The following is a 15,819-nucleotide window of genomic DNA, read 5'->3' as shown; positions in this document are numbered from 1 at the left end:
GTCGGGTGCTCTCCAGGCCGGCCCGGGGCCCGCCCCGCGGTCAGGTCGCCCACGACCCGCGGACGGGCCGCCGGCGTATCCGCGAGGTGCGATGACGGCCGGCTTCCCGCGCGCGTCGCCGCGCACCGGCGTACGCGCCACCCCACCGTCGTACCCACCCGCTACCGTTGACCGGATGAGCACCGAGGAGAAGCCCGCGGCCCCCCGGTCCCTCGCGGAAGCCCTCCGCGCCAGGGACGACGCCTCCCTGGCCGCCCTCCTGCGCAGCCGTCCCGACCTCATCACCCCCGTGCCCACGGACCTCACGCAGCTCGCCACCCGCGCCGGTACCCGCGCCTCGGTGGTGCGGGCCCTGGAGCGGCTGGACCGGTTCACGCTGCAGACGGCGGAGGCGCTGGCCGTGGCGGCGGACCCGGCGACGTACGACGAACTGCTCGGCCTGCTCGCCGGGGACGAGGGCGACCCGGCGGTCGCCGGTGCCCTGCCGCGGGCCCTGGCCGCCCTGCGCGAACAGGCGCTGGTGTGGGGCGGCGACGACCGGCTGCGGCTGGTGCGCACCGCCCGTGAGCTGCTGGCGCCCTCCGCGCAGCACCCGTCCCCGACGGGGCTCGGGCCCACCGTGCAGGAGGCGACCGCGGGCATGTCGCCCGGCCGGATCCAGGAGATCCTCACCGACGTCGGCCTGCCCTCGACCCACGACTCCGTCTCCGCCGTGGCCGCGCTCGGCGCCCTGTTCACCGACCGGACCCGGATGGCGGCCCTGCTCGCCGACCTGCCGGAGGAGTCCCGTCAGGTGCTCTCCCGGCTGGTCTGGGGCCCGCCCTACGGCCAGGTCACCCACGACCCCGCGCCGCACCTGCGCCGGCTGCTGGACCGCGGGCTGCTGCTGCCGACCGCGCCGGGCACGGTCGTCCTGCCCCGCGAGGTCGCCCTGCACCTGCGCGGCGGGCGGGCGCACCGCGCGCCCGAGCCGGTGCCGCCGCCGGTGGAGACCGCCGCCACGCACCGTCCGCAGATGGTGGACGCCACCGCGGCCGGCCAGGCCCTGGCGGCGCTGGGGACGGTCGAGGAGCTGCTGAAGGACTGGGACGAGGGCGGTCCGGCCGTCCTGCGGGCCGGCGGGCTGAGCATGCGCGACCTGAAGCGGACGGCCGTCGCCCTGGACGTGCCCGAGCCGGTCGCCGCCTTCTGGGTCGAGCTGGCCTACGCGGCCGGACTGCTGGCCTCCGACGGGGAGGCCGACGAGCGGTACGCGGCGACACCGGAGTACGACGAGTGGCGCGAGCTGCCCGCCGCCGAGCGCTGGGTGCGGCTCGCCGAGGCGTGGCTGCTCGCGACCCGGACGCCGGGGCTGGTCGGCGGACGCGACGCCAAGGACCGTACGTTGTCGGCGCTGGGACCCAACCTGGACCGTTCGGCGGCGCCCGAGGTCCGGCACCGGGTGCTGGCCCTGCTGGCGGGGCTGCCCGAGGGTGCCGCGCCGGTGGAGGACTCGGTACTGGCCCGGCTGCGCTGGGAGCGCCCCCAGCGCAGGGAGGACGACCTGCGCACCCGCCTCGCCCGGTGGACGCTGTCCGAGGCCGAGCTGCTGGGCGTCACCGGGCGGGGCGCGCTGTCGGCACCCGGGCGGGCGCTGATCGGGGCGCCCGAGGCCAGGCACCCCGACGAGGGGGAGCCCTCCGGCCCCGGCGACAAGCTCCCCGTCCACCACCGCGTTCCGCACGCACCCGCGTCCCTGTCCCCCGCCGAGCAGGCCGCCGCGTCGGCTACCGCCGCGCGCCTGCTCGCCCCGCTCCTGCCCGAGCCGCTGGACCACGTGCTCCTCCAGGCCGACCTGACGGCGGTGGCACCGGGGCCGCTGGAGCGTCCGCTCGCGGACATGCTGGGGGTGCTCGCGGACGTGGAGTCCAAGGGCGGGGCCACCGTCTACCGGTTCACGCCCGCCTCGGTGCGCCGCGCGCTGGACGCCGGTCGGTCCGCCGCCGACCTGCACGCCTTCCTCGCCGCGCACTCGCGTACGCCCGTGCCGCAGCCGCTGGCGTACCTGATCGACGACGTGGCGCGCCGGCACGGGCAGCTGCGGGTGGGCGCGGCCTCGGCGTACGTGCGCTGCGACGACGACGCGATGCTCAGCGAGATCCTCGCCGACAAGCGCGCCGCGGCCCTGGGCCTGCGCCGCCTGGCACCCACCGTGCTGGCCGCCCAGGCCGACCCGGCGGCGCTGCTGGAGGGGCTGCGCGCGATGGGCTTCGCGCCCGCCGCCGAGTCCGCGGCCGGCGATGTGCTGATCGCCCGCGCCGACGCCCACCGCACCCCGCCGCGCACGGCGCCGGAACCGGTGCCCGACGGCCCGCCCGTGCCGGACGACACCCTGCTGGCCGCCGCGATCCGCGCCATCCGGGCCGGCGACCTGGCCTCCACCGCCCCGCGCAAGCCGGCCCCCGGCGACGACAGCCCGGACGCGAACGGGGAGCTGCCCCGCACCGGCCCCGCCGAGACCCTCGCCACCATGCAGGCCGCCGTCCTGACCGGCGAGGCGCTGTGGATCGGCTACGTGAACGCCGAGGGCGCCGCCAGCCAGCGTGTCGTCGCCCCGATCCGGGTCGAGGGCGGTTTCGTCACGGCGTACGACCACACCGCCGACGAGGTGCGCACGTATCCGCTGCACCGGATCACGGGAGTGGCCGAGCTGGCGGACGACAGCCGTTGACCCCTTGGATTTACGCGGACGGGCCCTGTCCTCCGCCTTCTTGCGCACTTTCGGGCGTACGCGGCGTTTCATGCACGCCACACCGGGTGTTTCCCACCCGAGAGGGAGCTTTTTTCATAATTCGCATCGAGACGTCGGCGCCAGGGCAGCCACCGGGTGTCCTGCACCGCAACGAAAGGAAGAAACCGATGCGTTCCCTCCGTCGTGTCGCCGCCGTCCTGGCCTCCACCGCAGCCCTCCTCGGCGCCTTCGCCGCCGAGGCCGCGGCGGTCGGCATCGACCTCACCGGCGGCGTGACCTTCTGACCCGTCCCGGGATCCCGTCGGGCCGGCCCCAGTCCCCCTGGGCCCGGCCCGCTCCCGCCCCGGTGTTCTCCCCGTTCCGCGTTCCCCTGCCCAGGAAAGGCCGGAAAGCCCCATGCGTTCCCAGCGTTCCGACACCGCCCACTCCGCCGTCGCCGTCTCCGTGGCCGCCCTGATCACCGGCGCCGCGCTGTTCGGCGCACTCGCCCCCGAGGCCACCGCGCTGCCGCTCCCCCTGCCGACCACGGGCGTGGAGTCCCTGGTCACCGAGGGCGTCACCGTCGAAGGGCCGTTGATCAACAACCTCGGACCGAAGTAGTACCGCCCTTCGATCAGGCACACTGGACGTTTGGCCGAGTCGTCGTCCGGCCGTCCGCACGCGAAAGGGTGCCGCCCGTGAATGGTCCGCTGATCGTCCAGTCCGACAAGACCCTGCTCCTGGAAGTCGACCACGAGCGGGCCGACGACTGCCGGCGGGCCATCGCGCCCTTCGCCGAACTGGAGCGGGCGCCGGAGCACATCCACACCTACCGGGTGACCCCGCTGGGCCTGTGGAACGCGCGGGCGGCCGGCCACGACGCCGAGCAGGTCGTGGACGCGCTCGTGCAGTACAGCCGCTATCCCGTGCCGCACGCGCTGCTCGTCGACATCGCCGAGACGATGGACCGCTACGGCCGCCTCACCCTCTCCAAGCACCCGGCGCACGGGCTGGTCCTGACCACCACCGACCGGCCGGTGCTGGAGGAGGTCCTGAAGTCGAAGCGGATCGCGCCGCTGGTCGGGGCCCGCATCGACCCCGACACGGTGGCCGTGCACCCCTCCGAGCGCGGCCAGATCAAGCAGACGCTGCTGAAGCTGGGCTGGCCCGCCGAGGACCTCGCCGGGTACGTCGACGGCGAGGCGCACCCGATCGAGCTGGCCGAGGACGGGTGGGCGCTCAGGCCCTACCAGAAGCAGGCCGTGGAGAACTTCTGGCACGGCGGCAGCGGTGTGGTCGTGCTGCCCTGCGGCGCGGGCAAGACGCTGGTCGGCGCCGGGTCGATGGCGCAGGCCAAGTCCACGACGCTGATCCTCGTCACCAACACCGTCTCCGCCCGGCAGTGGAAGCACGAGCTGGTCAAGCGCACGAGTCTCACCGAGGACGAGATCGGCGAGTACAGCGGGACGAAGAAGGAGATCCGGCCCGTCACCATCGCCACCTACCAGGTGCTGACGACCAAGCGGAAGGGCGTCTACCCGCACCTGGAGCTGTTCGACTCCCGGGACTGGGGCCTGATCGTCTACGACGAGGTGCACCTGCTGCCCGCGCCGGTCTTCAAGTTCACGGCGGACCTCCAGGCGCGCCGCCGCCTGGGCCTGACCGCGACCCTCGTCCGCGAGGACGGCCGCGAGTCCGACGTGTTCTCGCTGATCGGCCCGAAGCGGTTCGACGCCCCGTGGAAGGAGATCGAGGCGCAGGGCTACATCGCGCCCGCCGACTGCGTGGAGGTCCGGGTCAACCTCACCGACTCCGAGCGGCTCGCGTACGCCACCGCCGAGACGGAGGAGAAGTACCGCTTCTGCGCGACGACCGACACCAAGCGGAAGGTGACCGAGGCGATCGTGCGGCGTTTCGCCGGGCAGCAGGTCCTCGTCATCGGCCAGTACATCGACCAGCTCGACGAACTGGGCGAGCACCTGGGCGCGCCGGTGATCAAGGGCGAGACGTCCAACGCCCAGCGGGAGAAGCTCTTCGAGGCCTTCCGGCAGGGCGAGATCAGTGTGCTCGTCGTCTCCAAGGTCGCCAACTTCTCCATCGACCTGCCGGAGGCGACGGTCGCCATCCAGGTCTCGGGCACCTTCGGGTCACGCCAGGAGGAGGCCCAGCGCCTCGGCCGGGTGCTGCGCCCCAAGGCCGACGGGCACCAGGCGCACTTCTACTCGGTCGTCGCCCGCGACACGATCGACCAGGACTTCGCCGCCCACCGCCAGCGCTTCCTGGCGGAACAGGGGTACGCGTACCGGATCGTGGACGCGGACGAGCTGCTGGCGGAGGGCGCCTGAGGAACGTCCGGGCCCCGGACGCTCACCGGCGGCGGACGCCGGCCTCCTCGCCGTACTCGCCGAGGACGACCACGTCGAAGGCGGCGCCCGCGAACACCCTCACGGCGCGCAGGGCGTCGCCGAGCCGGTGCCGGTGGCTGCCGGCCACGGGCGTGGCACCGGGCGGGCGGCCGGGTGCCGGGGCGGGGGAGATGGTTGCTGCGCTCATGCCTCCATGGTGCGATTTCGGGCATACGGCCGTCATCGCTCTCCGGTCCAGTCCGTGCCCGGGCCGCGTACGCCTCCAGGTGGACCGTTCCCCTCACAGCGGCGGGCGGCGTCCCCTAGGGGTCGGAAAAACCATTGGCTGTCGGCTCCCCCGCTGCCCTACAATCTCCGCTCTTGCCCGCCTCCCCACGGAGTGCCGCCGCCCGGACGGAAACCGGTCGGCACCGCGCGAAGCTCGCGCCGTCCACGCAGCAGGTCTTCCCGGAGGCACCCCCTTGTCCACGCCCGTCCACGACGACCCCCTCTCCCGAGAGCGCTCCCATCTCGCCGCGTCCCGTTCCGCGCTGCGCGCCATGCGGGAGGACGTCGAGTCCCTCGACATCTCGGACGTCACCGCGAACTGGGTCAACGCCGCCGTCCTGGAGCGCCAGATCGAGGACCGCATCAAGGCACTGGCCGATCTCAGCGACACCCCGCTGTTCTTCGGCCGGCTCGACTACCTGCACGCGCCGGGCGCCGAGCAGGCGGAGGGCGCCGGAGGGGAGCGCTTCTACATCGGGCGCCGGCACGTGCACGACGCGGACGGCGACCCGATGGTCATCGACTGGCGGGCGCCGGTCTCGCAGCCGTTCTACCGGGCCTCCAAGAAGGACCCGATGGACATCGCGCTGCGCCGCCGCTTCGGGTACACCGGCGGTGATCTGACGGCGTACGAGGACGAGCACCTGTCCGACCCGGCCGAGGCGGCGGCCACCAGCAAACTGCTCCAGCAGGAGATCGAGCGGCCCCGCGTCGGTCCGATGCGCGACATCGTGGCGACCATCCAGCCGGAGCAGGACGAGATCGTGCGCGCCGGGCTCGGCGGTTCCGTCTGCGTGCAGGGCGGCCCCGGCACCGGGAAGACGGCCGTCGGCCTGCACCGGGTCGCCTACCTCCTCTACGCCCACCGCGAGCGGCTCGCCCGCACCGGCACGCTCGTCATCGGGCCGAACAGGTCCTTCCTGCACTACATCGAGCAGGTGCTGCCCGCCCTGGGCGAGTTGACGGTCCGCCAGGCCACCGTCGACGACCTGGTCGCGCACGTCGAGGTGCGCGGCACGGACGACGCCGCGGCCGCGGTCGTCAAGGGCGACGCCCGGATGGCCGAGGTGCTGCGCCGGGCCCTGTACTCGCACGTGACGATGCCCGCCGAGCCGGTCGTCGTCGTCCGCGGCTCACGCCGCTGGCGCGTCGCGGCGTACGAACTCGAGGAGATCGTCCGCGAGCTGCTGGAGCGGGACATCCGGTACGGCGCCGCCCGCGAGGCCCTCCCGCAGCGCATCGCGCACGCCGTGCTGGTGCAGATGGAGCGGGCGGGCGAGGCCCCGGACGACCGGGTGCAGAACGCGGTGGCCCGCAACGCGGCGGTGAAGGCGGCGGTGAAGGCTGTCTGGCCGCCGGTGGATCCGGCGAAGCTCGTGCTCCGGCTCCTGACGGACGCGGACTTCCTCGCCGAGCACGCCGAGGGCGTCCTCACCGAGGAGGAGCAGAAGGCGATCTCGTGGGTGAAGCCCGCCCGGACGGTGAAGTCCGCCCGGTGGTCGCCCGCGGACGCCGTGCTGATCGACGAGGCCACCGACCTGATCGAGCGCACCCATTCCCTCGGGCACGTGGTCCTCGACGAGGCGCAGGACCTCTCCCCCATGCAGTACCGGGCGGTGGGCCGGCGCTGCACCACCGGCTCGGCGACGGTCCTCGGCGACCTCGCGCAGGGCACCACGCCCTGGGCGACCCGGAGCTGGCAGGAGGCGCTGGCGCATCTGGGCAAGGGCGACGCCGTGATCGAGGAGCTGACGGCCGGTTTCCGCGTGCCGACGGACGTCATCACGTACGCCTCCCGGCTGCTGCCGCACATCGCGCCGGGCCTGACGCCCGTGGCGTCGATCCGCGAGAACCCGGGGTTCTTCGAGATCCGCGCCGCCGCAGGGACCGGGGACGTGGTGGAGGCGTGCCGCGAGCTGCTGGGACGCGAGGGATCGGTCGGCCTGATCGCCGCCGACGCCCGCGTCCCGGAGCTGACCGAGTCCCTCGCGGCGGCGGGGATCCCGCACCTCGGGCCGGGCGAGGAGACGACGCGGGAGACCCGCCTGACCCTGGTCCCGGCCTCGCTGGCCAAGGGCCTGGAGTACGACTACGTGGTCCTGGACGAGCCGCGGGCCGTGGTCGACGGCGAACCGGACGAACGCACCGGCCTGCGGCGCCTGTACGTGTGCCTGACCCGAGCGGTGTCGGGCCTGATCGTGACGCACGGGTCCGACCTGCCACCGCAGCTCGCGTAGCCGAGCAGCCGCGTAACCGCGGGCAATCGTGCCTCGCCCAGTGCCTGAACGGCCTGGGAGGTACCCCCAGGGGCGGCACGGGTGGGCGGTGGGGGTCCCCCCGCCCGAGCGGAGCCGAGAGTGGGGGAGGCACCCCGCAGCGCCGGGCTGCGCCGCCCACCCCAGCCCGCGGCAGGCAACGGTCACCGCCCGGCCGACGCTCAGTCCCCCAGCACCCGCCGCCACTGCGCCACCGCCTCCGCGGAAACCGGCCCGTCCCACCCGTCGGGCCGCGCCGCGCCCCCGATGTGGAACCCGTCGATCCCCGCCTCCAGCAGCGTGGGCACATGGTCGAGGCGCAACCCGCCCCCCACCAGCAACTGCTGCTGATACCCCGGCTCCCCCGACCGCCTCGCCTCGGCGAGCAGCACGGGAAGTCCGTCGTCCACCCCGCCGGACGCCCCGGCCGTCAGATACGTGTCCAGCCCCGAGAAGTCCGCGAGCTGCTTGCGCAGGCCGTCCCGGTCGGCGGCCCGGTCGATGGCCCGGTGGAACGTCCACCGGCAGCCCTCCAGCGCTCCGGCGACCCGCTCCACCGCGCCCAGGTCCACGTCACCGTCCGCGTCCAGGAACCCGAGCACGAACTCCTCGGCGCCGATGCCGCGCATCTCCTCCGCGACCCGGACCAGCCGCTCGGCGTCCCCGGCGGCGAACCCGTCCGCGAGCCGCAGCATCACCCGTACGTCGATGTCGACGGCGGCGCGGATCGCGGCGACGGTCGCGGCCGACGGGGTGAGCCCGTCGGCCGCCATGTCGGTGACCAGTTCGAGGCGGTCCGCGCCTCCGGCCTGGGCGGCGACCGCGTCCTCGACGTCGAGGGCGATCACCTCCAGGACTGCACGCTTGCTCATGGGGCCCCATTCGTCAGGCTTATCGGGCTACTAGAGGTCTAGTCCAATCCAAGACTACGCCCGACCACCGGCGCGGGGCTCCCCTCATCCGCCGATCAGTCCCCGAAGATGTTCAGCTCCGCCGCCTCCACCCCGGCCAGCTCGTACCCGGCGCCGCCGTTCACCGGCCGCCCCGCGTACAGCCGCACCAGCGTCGCCGCGTCGCCGATGAAGCGTCCCGGCGGCCGCTCACCGCTCGCCTCGCCGAGCTTCAGCGGCTCGTCCACGTCGTCGAGGTCGGCGTGCAGCGGAACGTGGCCGCGGGCGCGGGTGACCGCGGCCAGCAGCGCGAGCGCCTCCGGCAGACCTCGCCCCGCGTACGCCCCCGGCTCCCCGAAGGCGACCCGCACATCCCCTGCGTGCACCCACTCGCCGAGCGCGACCGCGTCCAGCACGCCGCCCGCACGGGCGATCACCGGCCCGGCCTCGGTCATACCGCGCTCCAGCTCGTCGACGACCCGGGCGTTGGTCCAGCCGGCGCGTTCGGCGATGTCCCGGTCGTTGCACTCGGGCGAGAAGACGCCCTTCTCGAAGCGGCGCTCCACCACCCTGATCAGCGCGGCCGAGCAGTGCGCCAGCACGTCCCGCACGGTCCAGCGCGGACACGCGGCCACCGGCAGCGCGAAGTCCTCGTCCTTCCTGGACCGCAGCAGCGGCACCAGCTCGTCCCGCTCGATGGTCAGCAGCCGCCCGGGCAGCTCGGGGTCGCGTACGTCGTGCACGTCAGCAGGAGTCGTCATGGGGTCCACGCTAGGGGCCGCCCGCCCTCTGACGGGAGAATGAACGCATGGCCGATCTCGACGCCCTGCGCTTCCGCTTCGCCCGCGCCCTGGAAGGAGCCCGGCGCCCCGGCTCGGGCCCGGACCCGGCGCCGTACGCCGACAACCTGCTCGCCCGCTGGCAGGAGCCCCAGCGCCACTACCACACGCTCACGCACCTCACCGCGGTCCTCCACCGCGTCGACGAGCTGGAGGAGTACGCCGACGACCCGGACGTCGTCCGGCTGGCGGCCTGGTTCCACGACGCCGTCTACCTGCCCGACCGGTCCGAGAACGAGGAGCGCTCGGCCCGGCTCGCCGAGCGCGCCCTGCCCGAGGCCGGGGTGTCCGGGGCGAAGACCGCCGAGGTGGCGCGGCTGGTCCGGCTCACCGTCGGGCACGACCCGGCCGACGGCGACCGGAACGGGCAGGTGCTGTGCGACGCCGACCTGGCGGTCCTCGCCTCGTCGCCGTCGGCGTACGCCGCCTACGCCGCCGCCGTCCGCCAGGAGTACCACTTCGTGCCGGACGACGCCTTCCGCACGGGACGGGCCGCGGTGCTTCGCCAACTGCTGGACCTGCCAAGGCTGTTCCGCACGCCGCACGGGCAGCGGGAGTGGGAGGCGACCGCCCGCTACAACATCGCCGGCGAGCTGGAAATGCTGTCGCCCGGGGGCGACCCGGCACCGTAGCCTGCCCGGCATGCTGAACATGGGCGGGGACCGGGTGGAGGAGGCCGTCGCGAGCGCCGTGGCGGCGCTGCGGACGGCGACGGACCAGGACTGGGAGCGGGTGAGAGCGGCCGGCCTCGACTGGAGCTGCCGGGCCACGGCACTGCACGTCGCCGAGTGCCTCGTCGGCTACGCGGGCCAGCTGGCCGGACGCGCGGCCGACGGCTACATCCCCTTCGAACTCGCCCTGGAGGACGGCACCGACAACGAGGGCGTCCTGCGGGTGGTCGAGACGATGGGCGCCCTGCTCGCCGCCGCCGTACGGACCACCCCGCGCGAGGTGCGCGCCTTCCACCCCTACCCGTTCCGCAGCGCGAACCGCGAGGGCTTCGCCGCGATGGGGATCGCCGAGGCGCTGCTGCACACGCACGACATGGCCACGGGCCTCGGGGTGTCGTTCGAGCCGCCCGCCGAGGTGTGCGCGTACGTCCTGACCCGGATCTTCCCGCACGTCCAGCCCGGACCCGATCACTGGCGCACCCTGCTGTGGGCCACCGGACGCGGCGAACTGCCCGGACGGGCCCCGGTCACCGAGTGGCGCTGGAACAACAACCTGGTCGTCCCGGCCGAGCGCCTCACCCTGCAGGGCGTCACGCCCGCCGGGGCGGCCGACCTGGCCGCGGGCGGCGACGGCGGGTTCCTCTGGGTCGACGGCGGCCCGTACGAGGGCACGCGCGAGGCCGCCGGGATGCTGCTCAAGGCGTACGAGGCCGGGGTGCACCGGCCGGAGTGGGGGGTGTTCGCGCTGGTGCGCCGGGAGGACGGGCACGCCGTCGGCGGCATCGGCTTCCACGGGGCGCCGGACGGGGAGGGGCGGGTGGAGGTCGGCTACGACCTCGCCGAGACCGCCCGCGGCCACGGCTACGCGACGGAGGCACTGCGCGCGCTGGCGTCTTGGGCGCTGGCGCGGCAGGAGGTGACGAGCGTGTTCGCGACGACGGAGCCCGGCAACGTCGCGTCCCAGCGCGTCATCGAACGCGCCGGTTTCTCCCGGGTGTCCGAGGACGACGAGCGGTTCGCCTACGAACTGCGGGGCTGAGCGGCCCGTTTGCGCCGCCGCAGTCCGGCGCCGTGCAGCAGCCGCACCACCTCGCGGCTGCTGACCTCCAGGGCACCGGCGGACACCGCCTCCGCGTACCGGTGCGCGGGGATGTCGTAGTGGTCGCGTTCGAAGGCGCGGCGCGGCACGCCCAGGGCCTCGGCGAAGGCGTGCAGTTCGGCGTAGGAGACGTCGCTGACCAGGTGCGACCACATACGGCCGTGGCCCGGCCAGGTCGGCGGGTCGATGTAGACGGTCACCGGGCGGCGCTCACGAGGACGGCATGCCGCCGGTGGCCGTGCCCAGCGAGCCGACCGCCGCGACCTTCACGCCCGCCTCGGGGCACACCCAGTGCGGGTCGGGCCCGAGTTCGGGCTCGACGTCCAGGGCGTGCGGATCGCCGGAGCCGCAGACCGGGCACAGGGGCCAGCGGCCGTAGCGCTCCAGCAGCGCGTCCTGCACGTCCTGCGCGACCAGCCCGGCCACGAACTCCGCGCCCTCCGGCCACTGCTCGACCCACCACCGGCGCTGCGCGACGGACTCCTCGACGAGCGAGACGACGTCCGCCTCGGCGACCTGGCCCGCCACCAGGTCGGCGAGCACGAGGGCGCGCGCGGCATGCAGCGCCTGCTCCAGGGGGCTGATGGGGTCCATGCACCCATTGTGCGCACTCTTGACCCGCAGGCCGAAACGAAAATATCTTTCAAGAGTGACCGATGACGTGAAGGAAACTTTCTCCACCCCTCCGGCGCCCGGCGCCCTCGCGGCCAAGGTGCGCACGCTGGCGCCGTCGATGACCCGTTCCATGCAGCGGGTCGCCGAGGCCGTCGCGAGCGACCCGGCCGGCTGCGCGGCCCTCACGGTCACCGGTCTCGCCGAGCTCACCGGCACCAGCGAGGCCACCGTCGTCCGCACCGCCCGCCTGCTCGGCTACCCCGGCTACCGCGATCTCCGGCTCGCGCTGGCCGGGCTCGCCGCCCAGCAGCAGTCGGGCCGCGCACCCGCCATCACGACCGACATCGCGGTGGACGACCCGATCGCCGACGTCGTCGCCAAACTGGCCTACGACGAGCAGCAGACCCTCGCCGACACCGCGGCCGGCCTGGACACAGCCCAGCTCGGCGCGGCCGTCGCCGCGATCGCCGCCGCCCGCCGCACCGACGTGTACGGCATCGGCGCCTCCGGTCTGGTCGCCCAGGACCTCACCCAGAAGCTCCTGCGCATAGGGCTCATAGCCCACGCGCCCGGCGATCCGCACCTCGCCGTCACCAACGCGGTGCAGCTGCGCGCCGGCGACGTCGCCATCGCCATCACGCACTCCGGGTCGACGGGGGACGTCATCGAGCCGCTGAGGGTCGCCTTCGAGCACGGGGCGACCACCGTCGCCGTCACCGGCCGCCCCGACAGCCCCGTCACCCAGTACGCCGACCACGTGCTGACCACGTCCACCTCCCGGGAGAGCGAGCTGCGCCCCGCCGCGATGTCCTCCCGGACCAGTCAGCTCCTCGTCGTGGACTGCCTGTTCGTGGGGGTGGCGCAGCGCTGCTACGAGACGGCCGCCCCGGCGCTGGCGGCCTCGTACGAGGCGCTGGCCCACCGCCACAGTCCGCGCGGCGGAACGCACCGCTAGGCCCCGCCCTCCTCTTCACCGAGCGACCGAGCAGACGCACCGCACACGTACCGCACCGGCAAGACACCGAAGAGAGCCGCCCGCCATGACCTCCACCTCCCACCACCACGACCTCCGTGCCCAGTTGGAGACCCTGACCACCGAGGCGTTCCGCCCCGAGCTGTCCGAGATCGACCGGCTGCCCACGCCGGAGATCGCGCGGCTGATGAACGGCGAGGACACCGCCGTGCCCGCCGCGGTCGCCGAGCGGCTGCCCGAGATCGCCGCCGCCATCGACGCCGTGGCCGCCCGCATGGCCCGCGGCGGCCGGCTGGTCTACGCGGGCGCCGGTACGGCCGGCCGGCTCGGCGTGCTGGACGCCTCCGAGTGCCCGCCTACGTTCAACACCCGGCCGGGACAGGTCGTCGGCCTGATCGCGGGCGGCCCCGAGGCCATGGTCACCTCCGTCGAGGGGGCCGAGGACTCCAAGGAGCTGGCCCGGGCGGACCTGGACGCCCTCGCCCTGACCGCCGACGACACGGTGGTCGGCGTCTCCGCCTCCGGCCGCACCCCGTACGCCATCGGCGCCGTCGAGCACGCCCGCGCCCGCGGCTCCCTGACCATCGGCCTGGCCTGCAACCCGGGCAGCGCCCTGGCGGCCGCCGCCGAGCACGGCATCGAGGTCGTCGTCGGGCCCGAGCTGATCACCGGCTCGACCCGGCTGAAGGCCGGCACGGCGCAGAAACTGGTCCTCAACATGCTGTCGACGATCACGATGATCCGCCTCGGCAAGACGTACGGGAACCTGATGGTCGACGTGCGCGCCTCCAACGAGAAGCTGCGCGCCCGTTCACGGCGGATCGTGGCCCTCGCGACCGGGGCCGCGGACGACGAGATCGAGGCCGCGCTCACCGCCACCGACGGCGAGGTCAAGCCGGCCATCCTGACCCTCCTGGCCGAGGTGGACGGCCCGACGGCCGCCCGCCTTCTGGAGGACTCCGGCGGCCATCTGCGTGCCGCGCTGGCGGCGGCGCGGGGCTGACCGCACGCTCGGGGGGTGCGCAACGACCCCCACGCCACGGCCGCGGCGATCCTCCGCCTGGTCGGCGGCCCCGCGAACGTCACCTCCGTCGCCCACTGCATGACCCGCCTGCGCCTGGGACTGGCCGACCGGTCCCGGGTGGACGACGCGGCCCTGCGGGAACTGCCCGGTGTGCTCGGCCTGGTCGAGGACGACGGGTCGTACCAGGTCGTGCTGGGACCCGGGGCGGTCGGGCGGGTGACGGAGGCGTTCGAGGCACTGCTGCCGGCCGGGGGGACCGCCGACGAGCCGGCCCGGCGCGGCGCCGAGCTGAAGGCACGGCAGAAGCGGCGCAACGCGACCCCGCTGAAGACGGTCCTGCGGCGCGTCGGGGCCGTCTTCGTGCCGCTCATCCCGGCCCTGATCGGCTGCGGCATCCTGGCGGGCGCCGGCGGCCTGCTCACCAACCTGGGCTGGCTCCCCGGCGTCACCCCCGCCCTGGCCGCCCTGTCCTCCGCCTTCATGGCGCTGATCGCCGTGTTCGTCGGCCACAACACGGCGAAGGAGTTCGGCGGCACGCCCGTGCTGGGGGGCGCGGTCGCGGCCGTCGTGGTGTACCCGGGGGTGGCGAAGGTGACGGCGTTCGGCGTCACGCTCGCCCCCGGCCAGGGCGGCGTGCTCGGCGCGCTGGCGGCGGCGCTGCTCGGCTGCGCCGTCGAGAAGCGGTGCCGCGACCGCTTCTCCGGCACCGCGGACGTCCTGCTCACCCCGACCCTGACGGTTCTGGTCTCCGGCCTGGTCACGCTGTACGTCCTCATGTACGCGGCCGGAGAGGTCGCGACCGCGATCGGCACGGCGGCGAACTGGCTGCTGACCACCACGGGCGCCCTGGCCGGACTTCTCCTCGGCGGTCTCTTCCTCCCCCTGGTGATGCTGGGCCTGCACCAGGCCCTGATCCCCATCCACACCACCCTGATCGAACAGCAGGGCCACACCGTGCTGCTGCCCATCCTGGCCATGGCGGGCGCGGGCCAGGTCGGCGCCGCGGCGGCCGTGTACGTCCGCCTGCGCCACGACACGTCCCTGCGGACGACCATCAGATCGGCGCTCCCGGCGGGCCTGCTGGGCATCGGCGAACCCCTGATCTACGGCGTCTCCCTCCCCCTGGGCCGCCCCTTCCTCACCGCCTGCTTCGGCGGCGCTGCGGGCGGCGCCTTCGTCGGCCTGTTCGCGATGCTCGGCACCGATGTCGGGGCGACGGCGATCGGCCCGTCGGGCTGGGCCCTGTTCCCGCTGCTGGCGGGGAGCCGGGGGTGGGCGGTCACGGCGGGGGTGTACGGCGGCGGACTGCTGACGGGGTACGCGGTCGGCTTCGCGGCGACGTACCTCTTCGGCCTGCGCGACGAGCGGGCCCCGGTGGACGCGGACGGGGCTGTCGGTGCCGTGTGCGACTCTGGGGGACATGAACCACGCCCAGCTGACCGCCCTGGGCCGCGCCCTGCGTCTCCTCGGTGAGCACGGCGAGGCCCTGGCCGCCGACACTCCGGACGCGAAGCTGCACGAGGTCAGGACCGATCTGAAGCGCGCGCTGGACCTGCTGGAGGAGAGCGTCACGACGACGGCCCCGAGCACCCGCTGCCCGGAGCATCCGAACGGCCCGGTGGACACCGCCGCCCCCGACCTGTGCCTGCTGTGCGAGACCCGCCGCCGGGCCGCCCGCCGCTCCGAGTACGGCGGCGGCCCCCTCCCGCCCCGTCCCACCGAGCCGGTCCCGTCCCGCTACGGGGTGCGCGGTGACCGGCCGCAGCCCCAGCAGCGCTGGCTGCCGGAGCTGTGGAACGGGCAGGCGTGGCAGCTGTGCGGCACCCCGCGCCGGGACCGCCGCGAGGCCGAGCTGTACATCGCGGCCCAGCGCCGCGGCCCCCGCCCGGCCATGGCGTACCGGCTCGTCCACGAGTTCACGGACTACGAGGTGCTGCGGGTGTGGGGGACGCCGGTGCGGGTCGACATCGAGCCGATGGGCGGGGCCTAGGGGGCGTCCGGTGCGTGCTGCGGCGGCCCCCGGGCCCAAGGTCGGGGACATGCCGGGCGGACACCCGCCTGCCCGTCGCACGCGCACGTTCACCCCGCGCGGCCGCATGGGGCACCACCC

General features: G+C 74.6%; 15 protein-coding genes. 10 read left to right on the top strand and 5 right to left on the bottom strand.

Annotation, left to right across the window (positions count from 1 at the left end; genetic code table 11):
• Positions 1–175 precede the first annotated feature (175 nt).
• The 3 genes from IE260_RS14650 to IE260_RS14640 all read left to right on the top strand — a co-directional run bounded on the left by IE260_RS14650 (position 176) and on the right by IE260_RS14640 (position 5,055).
• The gene (locus IE260_RS14650) at positions 176–2,710 is read left to right on the top strand and encodes a helicase C-terminal domain-containing protein (RefSeq protein WP_189871775.1); all 2,535 of its coding nucleotides are present in this window, start codon (positions 176–178) and stop codon (positions 2,708–2,710) included.
• A gap of 417 nt (positions 2,711–3,127) precedes the next feature.
• Positions 3,128–3,331: a hypothetical protein gene (locus IE260_RS14645; protein ID WP_189871774.1), complete on the top strand. Its 204-nt coding sequence runs from the start codon at positions 3,128–3,130 to the stop codon at positions 3,329–3,331.
• A 77-nt stretch (positions 3,332–3,408) separates the two neighbouring features.
• Positions 3,409–5,055, top strand: a complete 1,647-nt coding sequence (locus IE260_RS14640) for a DNA repair helicase XPB (protein ID WP_189871772.1) — start codon at positions 3,409–3,411, stop codon at positions 5,053–5,055.
• Between the two features lie 22 nt (positions 5,056–5,077).
• On the opposite strand, the gene IE260_RS14635 is transcribed toward IE260_RS14640, so the two are convergent.
• On the bottom strand, positions 5,078–5,263 hold the full coding sequence (locus IE260_RS14635) for a hypothetical protein (protein ID WP_189871770.1): 186 nt from the start codon (positions 5,261–5,263) through the stop codon (positions 5,078–5,080).
• 274 nt (positions 5,264–5,537) lie between these two features.
• Between IE260_RS14635 and IE260_RS14630 the strand changes: the two genes are divergently transcribed.
• Entirely contained in the window at positions 5,538–7,580 is a 2,043-nt protein-coding gene (locus IE260_RS14630) for a HelD family protein (protein ID WP_189871768.1), read from the top strand.
• A 200-nt stretch (positions 7,581–7,780) separates the two neighbouring features.
• Here the strand turns inward: IE260_RS14630 and IE260_RS14625 are convergent, their stop codons facing one another.
• Positions 7,781–8,470 (bottom strand): copper homeostasis protein CutC, encoded by a 690-nt coding sequence (locus IE260_RS14625; protein WP_189871766.1) that lies wholly within the window; start codon positions 8,468–8,470, stop codon positions 7,781–7,783.
• A 95-nt stretch (positions 8,471–8,565) separates the two neighbouring features.
• Positions 8,566–9,249, bottom strand: coding sequence for a maleylpyruvate isomerase family mycothiol-dependent enzyme (locus IE260_RS14620; protein ID WP_189871764.1), 684 nt, complete (start codon positions 9,247–9,249; stop codon positions 8,566–8,568).
• A 47-nt stretch (positions 9,250–9,296) separates the two neighbouring features.
• Between IE260_RS14620 and IE260_RS14615 the strand changes: the two genes are divergently transcribed.
• Entirely contained in the window at positions 9,297–9,959 is a 663-nt protein-coding gene (locus tag IE260_RS14615) for an HD domain-containing protein (RefSeq protein WP_189871762.1), read from the top strand.
• 10 nt (positions 9,960–9,969) lie between these two features.
• Complete coding sequence (locus IE260_RS14610) at positions 9,970–11,037, top strand: GNAT family N-acetyltransferase (protein ID WP_189871760.1); 1,068 nt, start codon at positions 9,970–9,972, stop codon at positions 11,035–11,037.
• On the opposite strand, the gene IE260_RS14605 is transcribed toward IE260_RS14610, so the two are convergent.
• Together IE260_RS14605 and IE260_RS14600 are read right to left on the bottom strand one after the other, a co-directional pair.
• On the bottom strand, positions 11,019–11,297 hold the full coding sequence (locus IE260_RS14605) for a DUF4031 domain-containing protein (protein WP_189871758.1): 279 nt from the start codon (positions 11,295–11,297) through the stop codon (positions 11,019–11,021). The genes IE260_RS14610 and IE260_RS14605 overlap by 19 nt on opposite strands.
• A gap of 10 nt (positions 11,298–11,307) precedes the next feature.
• Entirely contained in the window at positions 11,308–11,691 is a 384-nt protein-coding gene (locus IE260_RS14600) for a DUF8819 family protein (RefSeq protein ID WP_189871756.1), read from the bottom strand.
• A 55-nt stretch (positions 11,692–11,746) separates the two neighbouring features.
• Between IE260_RS14600 and IE260_RS14595 the strand changes: the two genes are divergently transcribed.
• From IE260_RS14595 to IE260_RS14580, 4 genes are all read left to right on the top strand, one after another.
• Complete coding sequence (locus tag IE260_RS14595; protein ID WP_373303342.1) at positions 11,747–12,667, top strand: MurR/RpiR family transcriptional regulator; 921 nt, start codon at positions 11,747–11,749, stop codon at positions 12,665–12,667.
• Positions 12,668–12,752: 85 nt separating this feature from the next.
• Positions 12,753–13,688 (top strand): N-acetylmuramic acid 6-phosphate etherase, encoded by a 936-nt coding sequence (gene murQ / locus IE260_RS14590; RefSeq protein ID WP_189871754.1) that lies wholly within the window; start codon positions 12,753–12,755, stop codon positions 13,686–13,688.
• Between the two features lie 15 nt (positions 13,689–13,703).
• Positions 13,704–15,182, top strand: a complete 1,479-nt coding sequence (locus IE260_RS14585; protein ID WP_189871752.1) for a PTS transporter subunit EIIC — start codon at positions 13,704–13,706, stop codon at positions 15,180–15,182.
• On the top strand, positions 15,130–15,699 hold the full coding sequence (locus IE260_RS14580) for a hypothetical protein (protein ID WP_189871750.1): 570 nt from the start codon (positions 15,130–15,132) through the stop codon (positions 15,697–15,699). The genes IE260_RS14585 and IE260_RS14580 overlap by 53 nt, the downstream gene beginning before the upstream one ends.
• Positions 15,700–15,819 lie beyond the last annotated feature (120 nt).

This window comes from Streptomyces viridiviolaceus (genome assembly GCF_014650995.1).
GTDB lineage: Bacteria > Actinomycetota > Actinomycetes > Streptomycetales > Streptomycetaceae > Streptomyces > Streptomyces viridiviolaceus.
The sequence above is the reverse complement of the archived record's forward strand: the minus strand, read 5'-3'. Positions and strand labels throughout refer to the sequence as shown.

What these genes read in the sequence shown, in the direction of transcription:
- IE260_RS14650 (WP_189871775.1), top strand. Translation starts at nt 176, where the DNA reads ATGAGCACCGAGGAGAAGCCCGCGGCCCCCCGGTCCCTCGCGGAAGCC.
- IE260_RS14645 (WP_189871774.1), top strand. Translation starts at nt 3,128, where the DNA reads ATGCGTTCCCAGCGTTCCGACACCGCCCACTCCGCCGTCGCCGTCTCC.
- IE260_RS14635 (WP_189871770.1), bottom strand. Translation starts at nt 5,263, where the DNA reads ATGAGCGCAGCAACCATCTCCCCCGCCCCGGCACCCGGCCGCCCGCCC.
- IE260_RS14625 (WP_189871766.1), bottom strand. Translation starts at nt 8,470, where the DNA reads ATGAGCAAGCGTGCAGTCCTGGAGGTGATCGCCCTCGACGTCGAGGAC.
- IE260_RS14620 (WP_189871764.1), bottom strand. Translation starts at nt 9,249, where the DNA reads ATGACGACTCCTGCTGACGTGCACGACGTACGCGACCCCGAGCTGCCC.
- IE260_RS14615 (WP_189871762.1), top strand. Translation starts at nt 9,297, where the DNA reads ATGGCCGATCTCGACGCCCTGCGCTTCCGCTTCGCCCGCGCCCTGGAA.
- IE260_RS14610 (WP_189871760.1), top strand. Translation starts at nt 9,970, where the DNA reads ATGCTGAACATGGGCGGGGACCGGGTGGAGGAGGCCGTCGCGAGCGCC.
- IE260_RS14600 (WP_189871756.1), bottom strand. Translation starts at nt 11,691, where the DNA reads ATGGACCCCATCAGCCCCCTGGAGCAGGCGCTGCATGCCGCGCGCGCC.
- murQ (WP_189871754.1), top strand. Translation starts at nt 12,753, where the DNA reads ATGACCTCCACCTCCCACCACCACGACCTCCGTGCCCAGTTGGAGACC.
- IE260_RS14580 (WP_189871750.1), top strand. Translation starts at nt 15,130, where the DNA reads ATGAACCACGCCCAGCTGACCGCCCTGGGCCGCGCCCTGCGTCTCCTC.